This is a genomic window from Halalkalicoccus paucihalophilus, assembly GCF_001593955.1.
Lineage (GTDB): Archaea > Halobacteriota > Halobacteria > Halobacteriales > Halalkalicoccaceae > Halalkalicoccus > Halalkalicoccus paucihalophilus.
Map to the genome: position 1 here is coordinate 236,537 of NZ_LTAZ01000003.1, position 15,470 is coordinate 252,006.

Sequence of the window (15,470 nt, forward strand, 5' to 3'; positions counted from 1 at the left end):
GCCGTATCAGCTCAGATGACGCGGTTCTGGAGGTAGTCGAGGTGTTTCGCGTTGTAGACGATCTTGACCGTATCGGCGGCGGGCGAGCCGATGCAGGTCAGGCGGACGTTCTTGTCGTCGACTTCCTCGTCCGAGAGGATCTGCTGCATGTCCATCTCGATCTCGCCCTCTTTGAGGATCGCCGCACAGTTCGCACACGCACCGGCGCGACACGAGAAGGGCCAGTCGTAGCCCTGGGCCTCCGCGGCCTCGAGGATGTACTCGCCCTCGTTGACGTCGAGCGTGCCGTAGTCTTCGTCGTCCAGGCCGGCGTCGGCGGCCTCCTCGAAGAGGTCGTCGTCGTCGATGTCCCAGCCCTGGTCGTCCAGCGTCTCGTAGTTGAGGTATTCTACTGTTGGCATCACCCGGTCCTTCGTCGGCATGCCTGTTAGACCTTGCTGTTCATTTCTAAATCACCTCATTTGACGATTTGCGTACTCTTAGGGCTCACAGCGGCTATGTTCTGATATAATTTGCCGTAAATTTGGTCGACCAAAACCCGCGTGAGGGCCTGTAAACGGGATCGAGTCGTCGCACGAGACCGGTGCGTTTAGGCCTGCACCGAGCCTCGCCAAGACCATGTTCGAGGAGTACGAGGTGATCCCCGCCGTGGACATGCAGGACGGTGAGGTCGTCCAGTTGGTACAGGGCGAACGTGGCACCGAGAAACGCTACGGCGAGCCCGCGGCGGCCGCCCGACGGTGGATCGAGGCGGGCGCACGAACCCTCCATCTCGTCGATCTCGACGGCGCGTTCGAGGGAGAGCGGAAGAACGCTCCCGCGGTCGAGGCCGTTCTGGACGCCACCGACGACGAGGTGGCGGTCCAACTGGGCGGGGGGATTCGGACCGCCGAGGACGCGATCGAGCTACTGGACCGGGGCGTCGACCGGGTGATCCTCGGTACGGCGGCGGTCGAGACTCCCGAGATCGTCCGGGAGATCAGCGCCGAATATAAGGGAAGCGTGATGGTCAGCCTCGACGCGAAAGGGGGTGAGGTGGTCGTCTCCGGATGGACCGAAGGTACTGGATTAGACCCCGCCGAGGCCGCCGCCCGCTACGAGGAGTTGGGTGCGGGCGCGATCCTCTTTACGAACGTCGACGTCGAGGGTCGGTTAGAGGGCGTCAAGAGGGGTCCGGTCGAGCGGCTCGTTGAGGCGGTCTCGATCCCGGTCGTCGCGAGCGGCGGCGTCGCGAGTCTCGATGACGTGCGGGCACTGAAGGAGGCGGGCGCGGGCGCCGTCGTGATCGGAACGGCGCTCTACGAGGGGCGGTTCACGCTCGAAGACGCGATCGACGCTCCGGCTTAACTCGCTTAGACCAGCCTGAGGTGGTTCTGATCGGGCGAGTAGATCTCGCCTTTGTCCCGAAGCTTCTGGATCTCGTGTTCGGCCTTGCTGTCCTCGATTCCCGCTTCGGCGGCCCGTTCGATGACCTTCTCTTGGGGTGCGCCGGGTTCGCCGTCGTACTCCTCCTGAAGCTCCCGGATGATCTCCTTGATCCCTTTCACTCGATCGCGCTGGGTTTTCGAGCGACCCGTCTCGATCACGTCGACGTCGTACTCGCCGGTTTCGGGATCGACACCGATGTCCTGCAGGCAGGAGCGCACGATCTCGATGACGCGTTCGGCGTCCTCGCGCTCGACGGTATCGGAAAGCCGGACGCGGGCGCTCGCCTCCGCGAGCCTGACGAGCGCTTCGAGCTTCCGGGCCGTGACGGGGACGGGTGCGTCCTCGTCGGCGCCCTTCGAGCGCAGGTCGACGTAGAACTCCTGGATCGCCTCGCGGGCCTCGTCGGTCATCCGGGGGAAACAGCTCTGTTGGGCGTACGCGATGTACTTTCTCAACAACTCGGCGTCGATGTCGGGGGCGACCTCCTCGGTGACGGCGTCGACCTCCTCGCGGGTGACGTCGGGCGAGGGGAGGTTGGTCCGCTGGGTGTTCAACTCGCCGGCATAGTTCGTCTGGAGGATGTGCTGGGCGAGCTTGCGGTCCTCGTCGGGGTCGGGCTTGTCGGTGACGGTGAAGATCAGGTCGAACCGCGAGATGAGGGCCGGTTCGAGGTCGATCTGCTCGCCGATCGGCTCGTACTGGTCGAACCGTCCATATTTCGGGTTCGCCGCACCGAGTAGCGAACACCGCGACTTGAGGGTGGCGTTGATCCCCGCCTTCGAGATCGAGATCGACTGCTGTTCTAATGCCTCGTGCATCGCAGACCGGTCCTCCGGGCGCATCTTGTCGAGCTCGTCGACCGCGGCGATTCCCCGATCGGCGAGCACGAGTGCGCCGGCTTCGAGTGTCCATTGTTGGCCCTCGCCGAAGTCGTCGCGTACGGCAGCGGCCGTTAACCCGGCCGAGCTGCTCCCTTTTCCGGAGGTGTACACGGAGCGGGGCGCGATGTTGCGGATGTACTGCAACAGCGCGGACTTCCCGGTCCCGGGGTCCCCGATCAGGAGCATGTGCATGTCCCCGCGGGTGCGCGAGCCGTCGGGGAGGTGTTTGGTCACGCCCGAGAACAGTTGGAGGGTCATCGCGAGTTTGGCCTGGCGGTGGCCGTAGATCGAGGGCGCGAGGCTGTCGACCATCCGCTCGTAGATGTCGGGATCCGAGGAGAGCTCGACGATGGCTTGCTTGTCCTCGTCGGTGATCTCCATGTCCTCGAACTGCTCCTCTTCGACCTCGACCGCGTGGCCCTCCATGTAGATGTCGAACATGGTCGACTTCTCCTGGTTCGAGCCCTGCTGTTCGAGGTGGAGTACCCCGGTCACGCGGACGTGATCCCCTGCCGTGACTTTCCCCGTTATATCGTCCTCGATGTGGACGTCCAGACTCTGGGGGGTTTCGCCGCCGCGGAGTCCTTCAGGACTCTCCTGGACGCGGAGCTTCTGGGCGTCGATGAACTCCGACTGGTCGAAGTTGATCCTGAACGGGCCCTGGCGTTCACAGCCCGAACACTGGTGGGGCTCTTGGAAATCGCCGCCGGTCTGTGGGATCCGGGTGAGGGTGCCACAGCGCTGGCACTCGAAGGCCGCCTGCTGGATCTTCGGGCGGACGTCCGTCGCCTTGCGGACGATTCCACGGACCTCGACGAGCGTGTTGACGTTCTTCGAGCGGATCTCGCGAATGTCGGTCGCGCCGGGGAGGTTCAGCACCCGGACGTGGGCCTGTCCGAGGCTCACGTCGACCGGGAGGTCGTAGAGGCGAAGCGCCTCCTCGGCGTACGGTTGCATCTGTTCGGGCTGATTCCGGAAGTCGTCAGCGATGTCGGGGTCGAAGCGGTTCAGGTCGGTCCAGTCGAGGTAGAGCGAGCGCTGTTCGTTCGGGTAGTGCTGTGCCAGCGTGCCGATCTCGTCGTGATAATAGGTCCGGTAGAACTCCTCGAATCGGCCGACAAGCTCCTGATTCTCCGCACTAGCCATACTACTTTCTGTAGCTTCCGACCGGTATGAACCTTCGGACCGCAGCTTTTGCGCTGCGGGCGGCTTCGCCGCCCTCGGCAAAAGCTGCATCAAAAGCGCAGGCGGTTCCCGGTGGTTACCACCTGCTACCGCTTGCTCACTCCGTTCGCTCGCGGCGAGTACACTGAGTCCGCCTGCCATCCTCCACCCCGCTCATGCTACCCTACTATCGGTATTAGTATTTAAACGCAGTTTTACCGTACGGTTCTCGGCCCGAAGAACCTTGATAGCACATCTCACGAAATAGGGAGATATGCCGGAACGACGGCATTTCACCCACTCTCTACCGCGCGGACGATCTGGAGCGCTCCGCCACTATCGGCACGTTTATATAGAACCACAAACAACGATTCGACTGACTATGAGCCAGCGAATGCAGCAGGGTCAGCCCATGATCATCATGGGTGACGACGCACAGCGCGTACAGGACCGCAACGCGCAGGACTACAACATCTCTGCGGCACGAGCGGTCGCGGAATCGGTTCGCTCGACGCTCGGCCCCAAGGGGATGGACAAGATGCTCGTCGACTCGATGGGCTCGGTCACCATCACCAACGACGGCGTGACCATCCTCAAGGAGATGGACATCGACAACCCGACCGCCGAGATGATCATCGAGGTCGCCGAGACCCAAGAGGACGAGGCCGGCGACGGGACAACTACTGCCGTCGCCATCGCGGGCGAACTCCTGAAGAACGCCGAGGACCTCCTCGAGCAGGACATCCACCCGACGGCGATCATCAAGGGCTTCCACATGGCCAGCGAGCAGGCCCGTGAGGAAGTCGACAACGTCGCCGAACGCGTCGATTCGAGCGACGAGGAGCTCCTGAAGAAGGTCGCCGAGACCTCTATGACCGGCAAGGGCGCCGAGCTCAACAAGGAGCACCTCGCCCAGCTGATCGTCGACGCAGTCAGCCAGGTCACCGTCGAGACCGACGAGGGCGACAACGTCGTCGACCTCGAGTTCCTCGAGATCGAGACCCAGACCGGCCGCTCGGCCAGCGAGAGCGAGCTTCTGGAGGGCGCCATCGTCGATAAGGACCCGGTCCACGACGACATGCCCTCCGAGGTCGAGGACGCGCGAGTTCTCCTGCTCAACGAGGCCATCGAGGTCGAGGAGGCAAACGCCGACACGAACGTGAGCATCGACAGCCCCGATCAGCTCCAGCAGTTCCTCGACCAGGAGGAGGCCCAGCTGAAGAAGAAGGTCGAGCAGATCAAGGAGACCGGCGCGAACGTCGTCTTCTGCCAGAAGGGTATTGACGACCTCGCCCAGCACTACCTCGCGAAGGAGGGCATCCTGGCGGTCCGGCGCGCGAAGAAGTCCGACCTCGAGTTCCTGAAGGAGGTTCTCGACGCCGCAGTCGTCTCCGACCTCGACAGCGCGACCGAGGCCGAACTCGGACAGGGTAGCGTCACGCGCGACGAGACCGACGACATGTTCTACGTCACCGGCGAGGACGCCCACGGCGTCACCTTGCTCCTTCGGGGCTCGACCGAGCACGTCGTCGACGAGCTCGAACGAGGAATCAGCGACGCGCTCGAAGTCGTCGCACAGACCGTTTCCGACGGTCGCGTGCTGGCGGGCGGCGGCGCAGTCGAAGTCGAGGTCGCCTCGCGTCTGCGTGACTACGCCGACTCCGTTTCGGGTCGCGAGCAGCTCGCCGTCGAGGCGTTCGCCGACGCGCTCGAACTCGTCCCCCGCGTGCTGGCCGAAAACGCTGGCCTCGATTCGATCGACACGCTGGTCGACCTGCGCTCGGCCCACGAGTCGGGCGACGAACACGCCGGTCTGAACGTCTTCAGCGGCGACGTCGAGGACACCTTCGAGGCGGGCATCGTCGAGCCGGCCCACGCCAAGGAGCAGGCGCTCACGAGCGCCACCGAGGCCGCGAACCTCGTGCTCAAGATCGACGACATCATCTCCGCCGGCGACCTCTCGACGGACAAGGGCGACGACGAGGGCGGCGCGCCCGGCGGCATGGGTGGCATGGGCGGTATGGGCGGCATGGGCGGCGCGATGTGAGGTAGGCGACGATCCAACCCGACGTAGATATCGACGTACCGCTTTTCACCCGTTTTCGAAAACCGTGTTTTTTCAACGAATCGAGTAGCAGGAACGTATCGTCCCGTTTCAGATGGAACTAAGTGGGGCTCCGCGATAGTTGCCGCTATGCAAACGCTGCTTTTGAACGGCGACGACGTGGCCGAGAACGCGCGCCTCTCGGAGCTCATCCCCGCGATCGAGGACGCCTTCGCGGCCTACGAGCGCGGCGACGCCCAGATGCCGCCCAAATCTTACATCGACCTGCCCCAGTACAACGGCGACTTCCGGTCGATGCCCGCGTACCTCGACGCCGGATCGTGGGACGCCGCCGGGATCAAGTGGGTCAACGTCCACCCCGATAACCCCGCGGATCACGAGTTGCCCACGGTTCTGGGCACGATGATCTACTCGGACCCCGAGACCGCGGTGCCGCTCGCGATCATGGACGGAACGGAACTCACGATGCAGCGCACCGGCGCGGCCGCCGCGGTCGCCACGGATCATCTGGCCGTCGAGGACGCGGGTTCGATGGGGATCATCGGCGCGGGCGTCCAGGCCTACACGCAACTCGAAGCGATCGCCGAGGTCCGCCCGATCGAGCGCGTCGTGATCAGCGACCTCGACGAGGAGCGCGTCGAGCGCTTCGTCTCGGAGTTCTCCGACCGGTTCGACGTGTCGGGCGGGTCGATCGAGGAGGCCGCCTCGTGTGACGTCCTTTCGACCGTGACCCCCGTCGAAGAGCCGATCGTCTCCCGTGAGGCGGTCGGCGAGTACACCCACATCAACGCGATGGGTGCGGACGCCGAGGGCAAACACGAGATCGCCGACGAGGTCCTGCTCGATGCGAAACTCGTCATCGACGACCACGCCCAGACCACCCACTCGGGCGAGATCAACGTCCCCTACAACGCCGGCGTGCTGGGCGACGAGGACATCCACGCCGCGATCGGCGAGATCGTCGTCGGCGATGAGGAGGGTCGCACCCCCGAGGACGGCGTTACGGTGTTCGACTCGACTGGACTCGCAATTCAGGACGTGGCCGCCGCACACGTCGTCTACGAACACGCAGACGAGAACGACAACGGTTACCCCTTCGACCTGCTCGGTCTCATGTAGTCCGCTGGTGGAGGGCCTCGAAGACCTTACTCAGCACCCAGACGATGAGGACGAACGGAAGCAGGGGAACGAGCACTACCAGTAACACGAGGAAGTACGTGACCCCGATCAGGTTCATCTCCCCGTCCGATCGCCCCCGGTAGTACGGCGTCACCGTCCGGAGGGTCTTTTTCACCGTCGAATCGGTCTCGGATTCGCTCATATCTCAGATAGCACGTCTGACAGAATAACCCTTTTCGCGCGATCCGTGAGTTTGCCGCTCTGGACCCCGACGATCAGTTTTCGATGTGGATCGCCGGGCGTCCGGGTTCGGCCTTCCGGACGACCTCCTCGTCGGCCCCCTCGGCCCGAACGACCTCGACGGGCGCGTCGAACTCGCGTTCGAGCAGCCACGCGGCGGCTTCGAGCGCGTCGTGTTCCTCTTCGGGATCGAGGGTCATCGAGAGCGCCTCGCGTTCGGTCTGCAGGTCCTGGCCGTAGTCGGCCGCGGCGTCGCCCTGTTCGCGGATGTGGTCCTCGCCCATGAGTTCGCCGATCAGGTTGTCGGCGTCGCTGTCGATCGCGATCTCCAAGGCGTCGTACTTCCAGTCGGGCGCGATCACGACGTCGATCGCCTGCGGGTCCTCAATCCCGGCGACCTCGACGATATCGCGGACGTCTTTGCGGGTGTTCTCGACCAGCTGTCGGCGCTTTTCGACGCGATCCCGGTCGATCTCGGCGTCCGGCCAGTCGGCCTCGACGACGAACCCCTCCCCTTCCAGTTCCTCCCATAGCTCCTCGGCGAGATGGGGTGCGACCGGCGCGAGCAGTCGAACCACCGCCGACAGCCCGTGCCCGTAGGTTCCGGCGTGAGGTTCGGTGTACTCGGCGTACTGCCGGAGCGTCCGGACCAGCCCCTGGGTCTCCCGTAGCGCCTCGTTGAACCGCAGCGTGTCGTACTCGTCGGTGGCGATGGCGACCGTCGCGTCGATCTCGCTTTCGACGTAGCTGGCGACGGCGTTCCGCTCGCCGTCGGGTTCGTTTTCGACGAACCCATCCACCATTCCCTTCAGACGGTCGAGGAAGGCGTAGGTCGAGCGCACGCCCTCCTCACTCCAGTCGAAGTCCCGCTCGGGCTGGGCGGCCTGCATCATGAACAGGCGGGCGGTGTCGGCGCCGTACTCCTCGACGATGCGCTGGGGTGAGACGGTGTTCCCCTTCGATTTCGACATCTTCTCGCCCTCCAGTTGGACCATCCCCTGAGCAAGCAGGTTCGTGAAGGGCTCGCGGTGCTCTAAGCCCTCGTGGTCGGCGAGCACCTTCGTGAAGAAGCGCGAGTACAGCAGGTGCATCACGGCGTGCTCGATGCCCCCGACGTACTGGTCGACGGGCATCCAGTCGTTGGCCCGATCGCGGTCGAACGGGGCCGTCTCGAGGTCGGGTGAGATATACCTGAGAAAGTACCACGAGGAGTCGACGAAGGTGTCCATCGTGTCGGTTTCTCGCTCCGCGGGCCCGCCACACGCCGGACAGGTCGTCTCCTTCCACTCCTCGGCGGCGTCGAGCGGGTTGCCGGTCGTGTTGACGAACTCCGGCAGTTCGACCGGCAGCTCCTCCTCGGGCACCATGACGGCACCACAGTCGTCGTGGCAGTGGACGACAGGGATCGGCGTCCCCCAGTAGCGTTGCCGGGAGATCCCCCAGTCGCGCAGTTGGTACTGCGTCGACTCCTCGGCGGTCTCGATTTCCTCGGTGATCCGCGCGCGTGCCGTCTCGCTGTCGAGGCCGGAGTACTCGCCCGAGTTCACGAGCACGCCGTCCTCGGTATAGGCTTCCTCGCCCACGTCCGGGGCGTCGGGAACCGTCTCGCCGTCCCACCCCTCGGGCTCGGGGGCGATGACCGGCTTGATCTCGACGTCGTGTTTCTGCGCGAAGGCGTGGTCGCGCTCGTCGTGGCCGGGGACGGCCATCAGCGCGCCCGTCCCGACATCCGAGAGGACGAAATCCGCGACGTAGACCGGGATCTCCTCGCCCGTCGCGGGGTTGGTGGCGGTGAGATCGGTCGAAACGCCGTTTGGCTCATCGCCCTCAGGGTCGGCCTCCTCCTCGACGAACCGGCGAACCTCCTCGCTCTCCTCGGCCAGCCGCTCGCTGATCGGATGGTCGGGCGCGAGCGCGAAGAAGGTCGCGCCGTTGATCGTGTCGATTCGGGTGGTGAAGGCCGTAACCGGACCGTGGTCCTCGATCTCGAAGTCGATCTCTGCCCCGTACTGGCGACCGATCCAGTTGCGCTGCATCTGGCGTACCGAGTTGGGCCACCCCTCCAGGTCGTCGATCGCCTCCAGCAGCTCGTCGGCGTACTCCGTGATCCGCAGGAACCACTGCTCGAGTTCGCGCTGGACGACCGGCGTCCCACACCGCCAGCAGAGTTCGGCCTCGCCCTCGACCTGCTCGTCGGCCAGCACCGTCTCGCAGTTGGGACACCAGTTGACCTCGGCGTCGCGCCGTTCGACCAGCCCCTCCTCGTGAAAGCGCTCGAAGAGCCACTGGTTCCACTTGTAGTACTCGGGCGTGCAGGTGGCGATCTCGCGGTCCCAGTCGTAGCCAAAGCCCATCGAGCGCATCTGCTCGCGCATCGTCCCGATGCAGTCCATCGTCCAGTCCCGCGGGTTGGTATCGCGCTCCTTGGCGGCGTTCTCGGCGGGCAGGCCGAAGGCGTCCCACCCCATCGGGTGAAGTACCTCGTCGCCGGTCATCCGCCGGTACCGGGCGTAGGCGTCCGTGATCGTGTAGTTGCGGACGTGGCCCATGTGGAGTTTCCCCGAAGGGTAGGGGTACATCCCGAGGACGTACGTCGGATTCTCGGCGTCGTCGGGCGTCCGATACACGTCCGCGTCGGCCCACGCCGTCTGCCAGCGCTCTTCGATCGCCGTGTGGTCGTAGTCCCGTTCGCTCATCTCTTATATACGGATGGGCGAGAGGTCTCCCTATAGCTTTCCATCCACCGGTTCCCGTCCGTGTCTTCGACTTCCCGAGAGAACACGGGGGTTCACGGGGCGGCGTGTCCGATCCGCTCCGTCTGCGGGTCGTCCCTACCCGATCGCCCGATCCTCGTCACAAACGTGTGAAATAACTAACTGATAACTTAAACCCGTTGCTGGTACAAACAGGTGTCTTTTCCGTCTCTATCGTCAACAGTGGGATACGTTATTGATACTATTCGGTCACGATGTCGGTACGCGCCGATCCGATCGCGGCCGAACGGTTCGGTTTCTACGGGAGATCAATGGATACGACCACACGAGATACACGGCGGCAGACGGGAGAATCGACCGACAGAATGGGGGTGAGCAGGCGGCGTCTGCTCGAAGCCTCGGGCGTCCTCGGCGCGAGCGCGCTCGCGGGCTGTACCGAGACCGGGATCCTCGGAGGGACCGCCGCCGCGTTCGACGAGAAGTCCTTCATCGTGGGGTATCAGCCCTTCTACACCGAGTCGTGGTCGGCGCTGGTGATCAGACACGCCGGCCTCGCGGACAAACACCTCCCCGACGACTACTCCGTCGGGAGCTGGGAGGTCGCCCTTCAGGGTGCGGTGATCGGAAACAAGATGATCTCCACCCAGAACGACATCGGCTACACCGGCGACATGCCGTCGATCACCGCGATCGCGAACACGGAGACCCCGATCGATCTGGTCGCCATGGCGGGGTTCTCACAGGGCCAGCAGTGTAACCTCTGTTTCGTTCCGACCGGTTCGGACGTCAGCGAACCGGCGGACCTCGACGGCCGGGAGGTCGGCGTCACGACCGGCAGCTGTACCCACCGATTCATCCTGCAGGTCATGGAACAGGAGGGGATCGAACCGAACCTCTCGGACCAGGGGATGGCGACGATCTCAACGAACATCCGGGAGGGCAACATCCCGGTCGGCGTCGGCTGGGAGCCCGCCGTCGCCCGGTCGGTCATCCAGCAGGACGCCGCGGAGTACGCCTTCACCGGCGCGCAGTACGACCTCTACGACGCCGCCGGCCTGCTCATGCTCGACTCGCTGGTCGAGGACCATCCAGAGGCGGCCAAGGGCTGGCTCAAGGCCGAACTCGAGGCCAAACACATCATGGCCACCCAGCCCGAGCGGACGATAGACCTCATCAAACGGGAGGGCCAACTGCGCGCCTACGACCGCGAGACGGTCCGCGCGACCCTCTACGAGAACCTCGAGGTCAGCTCCGACGTCCAACGGTTGCTGTTCTACACCGACTACGAGGCCGTCGACCCAGCGAACAGGTTGTTCAAGGAACGCGCTCCGGAGTTCCTCTACGAGAACCAGGAGGTCATCCCGCGGATCCCGCCCGAGGAGCGCTACCGGATCGATCTCCTGCGGGAGGCCGTCGAGGAACTCCGCGCCGAGATCGACTGGGACCCGCTCCGGGGGGCCGAACGATGAGCACCGTCGAACAGGTCAAGCGCCGATTCGGCGCGGGAACGGTGCCCCTCCTCACGAAACGGCTCCGACAGGCGCTGTCGGTGGTCCTGTTTTTCGCCCTGTGGGCGGTCCTCGTCCGGCTCGAGGTGCTTGGCTTCGGCCGGTTCGTCGGCCCCGTACCGGCGCTATCGACGTTCGTCTCCGCGTTGCTTGGCGCGCCTATGACCGGGAGCGGGGCGACGATCTACCAACACGCCGCCTTCTCGGCGATGCGCGTCGTCGTCGCGATGGTTCTCGCCACCGCGACGGCCATCCCGCTGGGACTGCTCATCGGCGCGAACCGCCGCTGGGAGGACGCCCTGTTTCCGGCTCTGGAGGTCTTTCGACCGGTGCCGCCGGTCGCGTGGGTCCCCATCGCCCTCCTCCTCTTGCCCACCTTCAGAAGCGGCGTGCTCTTCGTCGTCTTCGTCGGCGCGTTCTTCCCGATCCTCGTCAACACTATCGAGGGCGTCGACACCGTCGACGAGGAGTACCTCCGGGCAGCCGAGAGCCTGGGGGCCGACTCCCGGGAGGTCTTCCGACACGTGATCTTCCCGGCGACCCTGCCCTCGATCGTCACGGGCGTCTCGACCGGCGTCGGCCTGGCCTGGATCACCGTCGTCGCCGCCGAGATGATCGCCGGGGGGATCGGGATCGGCTACATCATCTTCCAGGCCTACCGCCTGCTCCAGACCGACGTCGTCGCCGTCGGCATGATCGCCATCGGCGTCCTCGGTTACGCGTCGGCGGCACTCGTCTATCGGATCGGCAACCGACTGACCGAGTGGCAGACGATCGACTAACCCGCGAACCACCACACCACCACTACCAATGAGCAATCAGACACAGACCACACGCGAACCGACGATGGAGGGCGAACCGACACCCGAGAAGACCGGCGCGATCGACATCGAGAACCTGACGAAGGTCTACGACCCCGAGGGCGAGCGCGTCGTCGCGGTCGACGACATGGACCTACAGATCGGGGCCGAGGAGTTCGTCGCGCTGCTTGGCCCCTCGGGCTGTGGGAAGAGCACCGTCATGAACTGCATCGCGGGCTACCTCGAACCCACCGAGGGCGAGGTGCTCGTCGACGGGAACCGGGTTTCGGGTCCCGACCCCAAGCGCGGGGTCGTCTTCCAGGACAACCGGCTGTTCCCCTGGAAGACGATCCAGGAGAACGTCGAGTTCGGCCCGCAAATGAACGATGGCGTCGAGGAGGGACGGGCCCGAAGCATCCTCGACGAGATGGGCCTCGACGGCTTCGAGGACGCCTACCCCTCGGGGCTTTCCGGTGGAATGCAACAGCGCGCCGAACTCGCGCGCCTGCTCGCGAACGACCCCGACATCATGCTGATGGACGAACCGTTCAGCGCGCTCGACGCCCTCACCAAGGAGATCATGCAGAAGAAGCTGATCGAGGTCTGGGAGCGGGACAACCGGACGGTGCTCTTCATCACCCACGACGTCGAGGAGGCGATTCTCCTCGCGGACCGCGTGGTCGTCATGACTGCCCGACCCGGCCAGGTCAAGGACGTCATCGATGTCGACCTCGACCGGCCGCGTGACCCCGAGGTCGTCACGACCGATCGCTTCACCGAACTGCGAGAGCGCGCCCTCTCTGTCATCCGCGAGGAGGCCCAGCGCGCGCTCGAACAGGAGGAGGGGGAGGTCTGATGGAGACGCGAAGGCGCCTCGTCCGGGCGGGTTCGGTCCTCGCGGTCCCGATCCTCTGGTTCCTCCTTACCCGACTGGGTATCGTCGCCGGGTTGCCAACACCGACGGCGGTCGCGAGTTCCTTCCTCGAGGAGTTCTACCGCCAGGACTTCTGGCTCTCGGTGGCCCGCAGCACGGTCCGCGTGCTGGTCTCGTTCGTGGTCGCGGCCGCCGTCGCGATCCCGCTGGGGCTGTTGATCGGCCGGTACACCGTCTTCGCCGACCTCACCTTCCCCGCCCTCGAGATGCTCCGGCCGATCCCGCCGATCGCGTGGATCCCCTTCACGATCCTCGTTCTGCCGGCCTCGGAGCTCTCGATCATGTTCATCACCTTTCTGGGAGCGTTCTTCCCCATCCTGCTGAACACCATCCAGGGCGCACGCGGCGTCGAGGTCGAGTTCTCGCGGGCCGCCCAGTCGCTCGGCGCCGGCTCGTTCCAGACGTTCCGACACGTGATCTATCCGAGCGCGCTGCCCGCGATCCACGCCGGCATGATCGTCGGGATGGGACTGGCGTGGGTCAACCTCATCGCCGGCGAGATGGTCGCCGGCGGCACCGGGCTGGGATTCCTGACGTGGTCTGCTTACACCAGCGGGTCGTACCCGACCATCATCGTCGGGATCATCACCATCGGCGTGCTCGGGGCGCTCTCATCGGCGCTCGTTCGACTGTTCGCCAACTGGCAGATCGGCTGGCGGGAGGTCGAGTCCGCGTGAGCCACTCGCGGGCCCCGTCGCGACCCTCCCTCGGGACCGCCACGACGCTGGCCCCGCTCGCGGGGTTCGCCCTCGCGCTCGCGGCGCTCGTCCATCGCACCCCACTTCGAGGTCCGCTGTACCAGCCGACGCTGCTGCCGGGTCGGATCCCCCTCGAAACCGCCGGGGCCGATCCGCTGGTGGTCCTCGCGTCGGTCGGATTCGGCGAAAGCTGGCTCTACCTGACCGGGCTCCCGGCGGCGTTGCTCGGGGCCGGGGTTCTCGCGGCGTTCGTCGGCTCCCGCTTCGGGGCGATCCTCGGGGCCGTCCTCGCGAGCGGCGCGGCCGGGACCGTCGTGCGCGTCTCTGGCTGTCACTGTGGGGCCGGATCGACGGGCCAACTCTGGGAACTGCTCGTCTGAGCGCTCGAATCAGTAAAACAGGTTCGGCAGTGCGAGGGCGACGCCGTTGGTCCAGCCGAAACCGTACTGCAGCGGGTACTCCCCACCGCCGCCGACGCCCGACCCGCCGGTCACGTCGTACTTCTCGAGCATCTGGCCGGTCCGCTCGAACACCGAACGGTTGAGGTCGAGCCACCGTCCCGCGATCTCGGTCGCGAGGCGCTCGTAGCCGTAGCCCGCGAGGCCGACGACCGCCATCCACTGCAGCGGCGCCCACCCGTTCGGAGAGTCCCACTGCTCGCCCGACTCGGTGAGCGTGGTCACGAGCCCGCCCTGTTCGAGGAATCGCTCGTCGAGTGTTTCGGCCACCGCGGCCGCCTGCGTTTCGCTCGCCATCCCGGTAAACAGCGGCACCGCGGCCGCGAGCGTCCACGCGTCGGTTCGCTCGCCCGCCGTCCACGCGTGATCGAAATAGAAGCCGTCCTCGGCGTCCCAACAGTACCGATCGACCAGCGCCCGGCGTCGGGTTGCGCGCTCGTGAAACCCGGCCGCCCGCTCGTCGTCACCTGCCTGCTCGTGCCAGTCTGCAAGCGAGCGCTCCATCCCGTAGAGGAAGGCGTTCAGGTCGACCGGAACGAGATCGGTGGTCCGGACGGTCTCCAGATCCTCGCCCGAGAGCCACCGACTGCTGAAGTCCCAGCCCGACTCGGCGGCCGCCCGAACGTCCCGATAGAGCCCTTCGGGCTCTCGATCCGCGCGTTCGGCGAGTTCGACGTCCTCGCGGTAGGACTCGACTCGAGGGCTCGGATCGTCGTCCCAGTACCGGTTGAGGACGCCCCCGTCGAGGCCCACGGTTCGGCGGTGGGTCTCGCCCGTGCCCACGTCCGACTCGCCGTCCATCCAGAAGTCGTACTCGCGGTCGAGCGCGGGGAGGTACTCGACGGCCGCCTCGGGGCCGCGCCTGCTGGCGAGTAAGTCGAGCAGGCGGTGATAGAGCGGCGGGTTCGACCGGCTGGTGTAATAGACCCGCCCGCCGTTGGGGACGAACCCGAACCGGTCGATCAGCGACGCGAAGTTCGCCGCGAGTTCGTCGATCAGGTCGAGCCGCCCGGTGACGGCGAGTCCTTCGGCGGCGAAGTAGCTGTCCCAGTAGTAGATCTCCCGGAAGCGTCCGCCGGGGATCACGCTCCGGTTCGGGAGCGAGATGATCGTCTCGCCCGAGCGGGTTTCGACCGGATCGCGGATCAGGTGTCCCCACAGTTCGTCGATGTACCACTCCATCGAGACCGTCGAGGGATCGACGCCCGTGATCGGATCCGTCGGGACGTCGAAGTTGTCGGTGACGAACCGCTCGATGTCGGTCTCGTCCCGGTCGAACCGCTCGTGGATCTCGACGGGGTCGGAGGCGGGGACACAGTCGACCAGCGTCTTCGAGTCGGGGAAGACGCCGTCGTGCTGGGCCATCTCGAAGAGGGGCCCGTCGAGTTGGGGATAAGGGACATGAGATGGCATGGTCAGAGGTAATCGGTGGAACCGTCTTGTGCCTGTCGGCTCGCGTCC

13 protein-coding genes are annotated in these 15,470 nt (G+C 65.5%); 8 read left to right on the plus strand and 5 right to left on the minus strand.

Annotated elements, in window-relative coordinates; translation table 11 throughout:
- Window positions 1-11: 11 nt before the first annotated feature.
- Window positions 12-401 (minus strand): ferredoxin Fer, encoded by a 390-nt coding sequence (gene fer / locus HAPAU_RS04785; RefSeq protein WP_066380232.1) that lies wholly within the window; start codon window positions 399-401, stop codon window positions 12-14.
- Between the two features lie 217 nt (window positions 402-618).
- On the opposite strand from fer, the gene hisA reads away from it, so the two are divergent.
- Window positions 619-1,347, plus strand: a complete 729-nt coding sequence (hisA, locus tag HAPAU_RS04790) for a 1-(5-phosphoribosyl)-5-[(5-phosphoribosylamino)methylideneamino]imidazole-4-carboxamide isomerase (protein ID WP_066380235.1) — start codon at window positions 619-621, stop codon at window positions 1,345-1,347.
- A gap of 5 nt (window positions 1,348-1,352) precedes the next feature.
- On the opposite strand, the gene HAPAU_RS04795 is transcribed toward hisA, so the two are convergent.
- Complete coding sequence (locus HAPAU_RS04795; RefSeq protein WP_066380236.1) at window positions 1,353-3,455, minus strand: minichromosome maintenance protein MCM; 2,103 nt, start codon at window positions 3,453-3,455, stop codon at window positions 1,353-1,355.
- A 400-nt stretch (window positions 3,456-3,855) separates the two neighbouring features.
- On the opposite strand from HAPAU_RS04795, the gene thsB reads away from it, so the two are divergent.
- Entirely contained in the window at window positions 3,856-5,520 is a 1,665-nt protein-coding gene (gene thsB / locus HAPAU_RS04800) for a thermosome subunit beta (RefSeq protein ID WP_066380238.1), read from the plus strand.
- Window positions 5,521-5,667: 147 nt separating this feature from the next.
- The gene (locus HAPAU_RS04805; RefSeq protein ID WP_066380240.1) at window positions 5,668-6,657 is read left to right on the plus strand and encodes an ornithine cyclodeaminase family protein; all 990 of its coding nucleotides are present in this window, start codon (window positions 5,668-5,670) and stop codon (window positions 6,655-6,657) included.
- Here the strand turns inward: HAPAU_RS04805 and HAPAU_RS04810 are convergent.
- The gene (locus HAPAU_RS04810; RefSeq protein WP_066380241.1) at window positions 6,650-6,859 is read right to left on the minus strand and encodes a DUF7535 family protein; all 210 of its coding nucleotides are present in this window, start codon (window positions 6,857-6,859) and stop codon (window positions 6,650-6,652) included. The two genes, HAPAU_RS04805 and HAPAU_RS04810, sit on opposite strands and share 8 nt — an antisense overlap.
- 73 nt (window positions 6,860-6,932) lie before the next feature.
- Window positions 6,933-9,593, minus strand: coding sequence for a leucine--tRNA ligase (gene leuS / locus HAPAU_RS04815; protein WP_066380243.1), 2,661 nt, complete (start codon window positions 9,591-9,593; stop codon window positions 6,933-6,935).
- A gap of 383 nt (window positions 9,594-9,976) precedes the next feature.
- Between leuS and HAPAU_RS04820 the strand changes: the two genes are divergently transcribed.
- The 5 genes from HAPAU_RS04820 to HAPAU_RS04840 are packed head-to-tail and all read left to right on the plus strand — an operon-like array spanning window position 9,977 to window position 13,931.
- Entirely contained in the window at window positions 9,977-11,080 is a 1,104-nt protein-coding gene (locus tag HAPAU_RS04820; RefSeq protein WP_245634029.1) for an ABC transporter substrate-binding protein, read from the plus strand.
- Window positions 11,077-11,901: an ABC transporter permease gene (locus tag HAPAU_RS04825; protein WP_066380245.1), complete on the plus strand. Its 825-nt coding sequence runs from the start codon at window positions 11,077-11,079 to the stop codon at window positions 11,899-11,901. The genes HAPAU_RS04820 and HAPAU_RS04825 overlap by 4 nt, the downstream gene beginning before the upstream one ends.
- Before the next feature lie 28 nt (window positions 11,902-11,929).
- Window positions 11,930-12,775 (plus strand): ABC transporter ATP-binding protein, encoded by an 846-nt coding sequence (locus HAPAU_RS04830; RefSeq protein ID WP_066380249.1) that lies wholly within the window; start codon window positions 11,930-11,932, stop codon window positions 12,773-12,775.
- Complete coding sequence (locus HAPAU_RS04835) at window positions 12,775-13,530, plus strand: ABC transporter permease (RefSeq protein ID WP_066380250.1); 756 nt, start codon at window positions 12,775-12,777, stop codon at window positions 13,528-13,530. Before HAPAU_RS04830 ends, HAPAU_RS04835 begins: the two co-directional genes overlap by 1 nt.
- Window positions 13,527-13,931 carry a hypothetical protein gene (locus HAPAU_RS04840; protein WP_066380252.1) on the plus strand — a complete coding sequence of 135 codons (405 nt, stop codon included), beginning with the start codon at window positions 13,527-13,529 and terminating at the stop codon, window positions 13,929-13,931. Before HAPAU_RS04835 ends, HAPAU_RS04840 begins: the two co-directional genes overlap by 4 nt.
- A 9-nt stretch (window positions 13,932-13,940) precedes the next feature.
- Here HAPAU_RS04840 and treF read toward each other — a convergent pair whose 3' ends face one another.
- A complete protein-coding gene (gene treF, locus HAPAU_RS04845) occupies window positions 13,941-15,422 on the minus strand; it encodes an alpha,alpha-trehalase TreF (RefSeq protein WP_066380253.1) in 1,482 nt (493 codons plus the stop codon).
- Window positions 15,423-15,470: the final 48 nt, after the last annotated feature.

Bases quoted from the DNA above. Each gene is read 5' to 3' on its own strand.
- HAPAU_RS04795 (WP_066380236.1), bottom strand. From the start codon at position 3,455: ATGGCTAGTGCGGAGAATCAGGAGCTTGTCGGCCGATTCGAGGAGTTC.
- fer (WP_066380232.1), bottom strand. From the start codon at position 401: ATGCCAACAGTAGAATACCTCAACTACGAGACGCTGGACGACCAGGGC.
- HAPAU_RS04830 (WP_066380249.1), top strand. From the start codon at position 11,930: ATGAGCAATCAGACACAGACCACACGCGAACCGACGATGGAGGGCGAA.
- treF (WP_066380253.1), bottom strand. From the start codon at position 15,422: ATGCCATCTCATGTCCCTTATCCCCAACTCGACGGGCCCCTCTTCGAG.
- HAPAU_RS04835 (WP_066380250.1), top strand. From the start codon at position 12,775: ATGGAGACGCGAAGGCGCCTCGTCCGGGCGGGTTCGGTCCTCGCGGTC.
- HAPAU_RS04810 (WP_066380241.1), bottom strand. From the start codon at position 6,859: ATGAGCGAATCCGAGACCGATTCGACGGTGAAAAAGACCCTCCGGACG.
- HAPAU_RS04820 (WP_245634029.1), top strand. From the start codon at position 9,977: ATGGGGGTGAGCAGGCGGCGTCTGCTCGAAGCCTCGGGCGTCCTCGGC.
- thsB (WP_066380238.1), top strand. From the start codon at position 3,856: ATGAGCCAGCGAATGCAGCAGGGTCAGCCCATGATCATCATGGGTGAC.
- leuS (WP_066380243.1), bottom strand. From the start codon at position 9,593: ATGAGCGAACGGGACTACGACCACACGGCGATCGAAGAGCGCTGGCAG.
- HAPAU_RS04825 (WP_066380245.1), top strand. From the start codon at position 11,077: ATGAGCACCGTCGAACAGGTCAAGCGCCGATTCGGCGCGGGAACGGTG.
- HAPAU_RS04805 (WP_066380240.1), top strand. From the start codon at position 5,668: ATGCAAACGCTGCTTTTGAACGGCGACGACGTGGCCGAGAACGCGCGC.
- hisA (WP_066380235.1), top strand. From the start codon at position 619: ATGTTCGAGGAGTACGAGGTGATCCCCGCCGTGGACATGCAGGACGGT.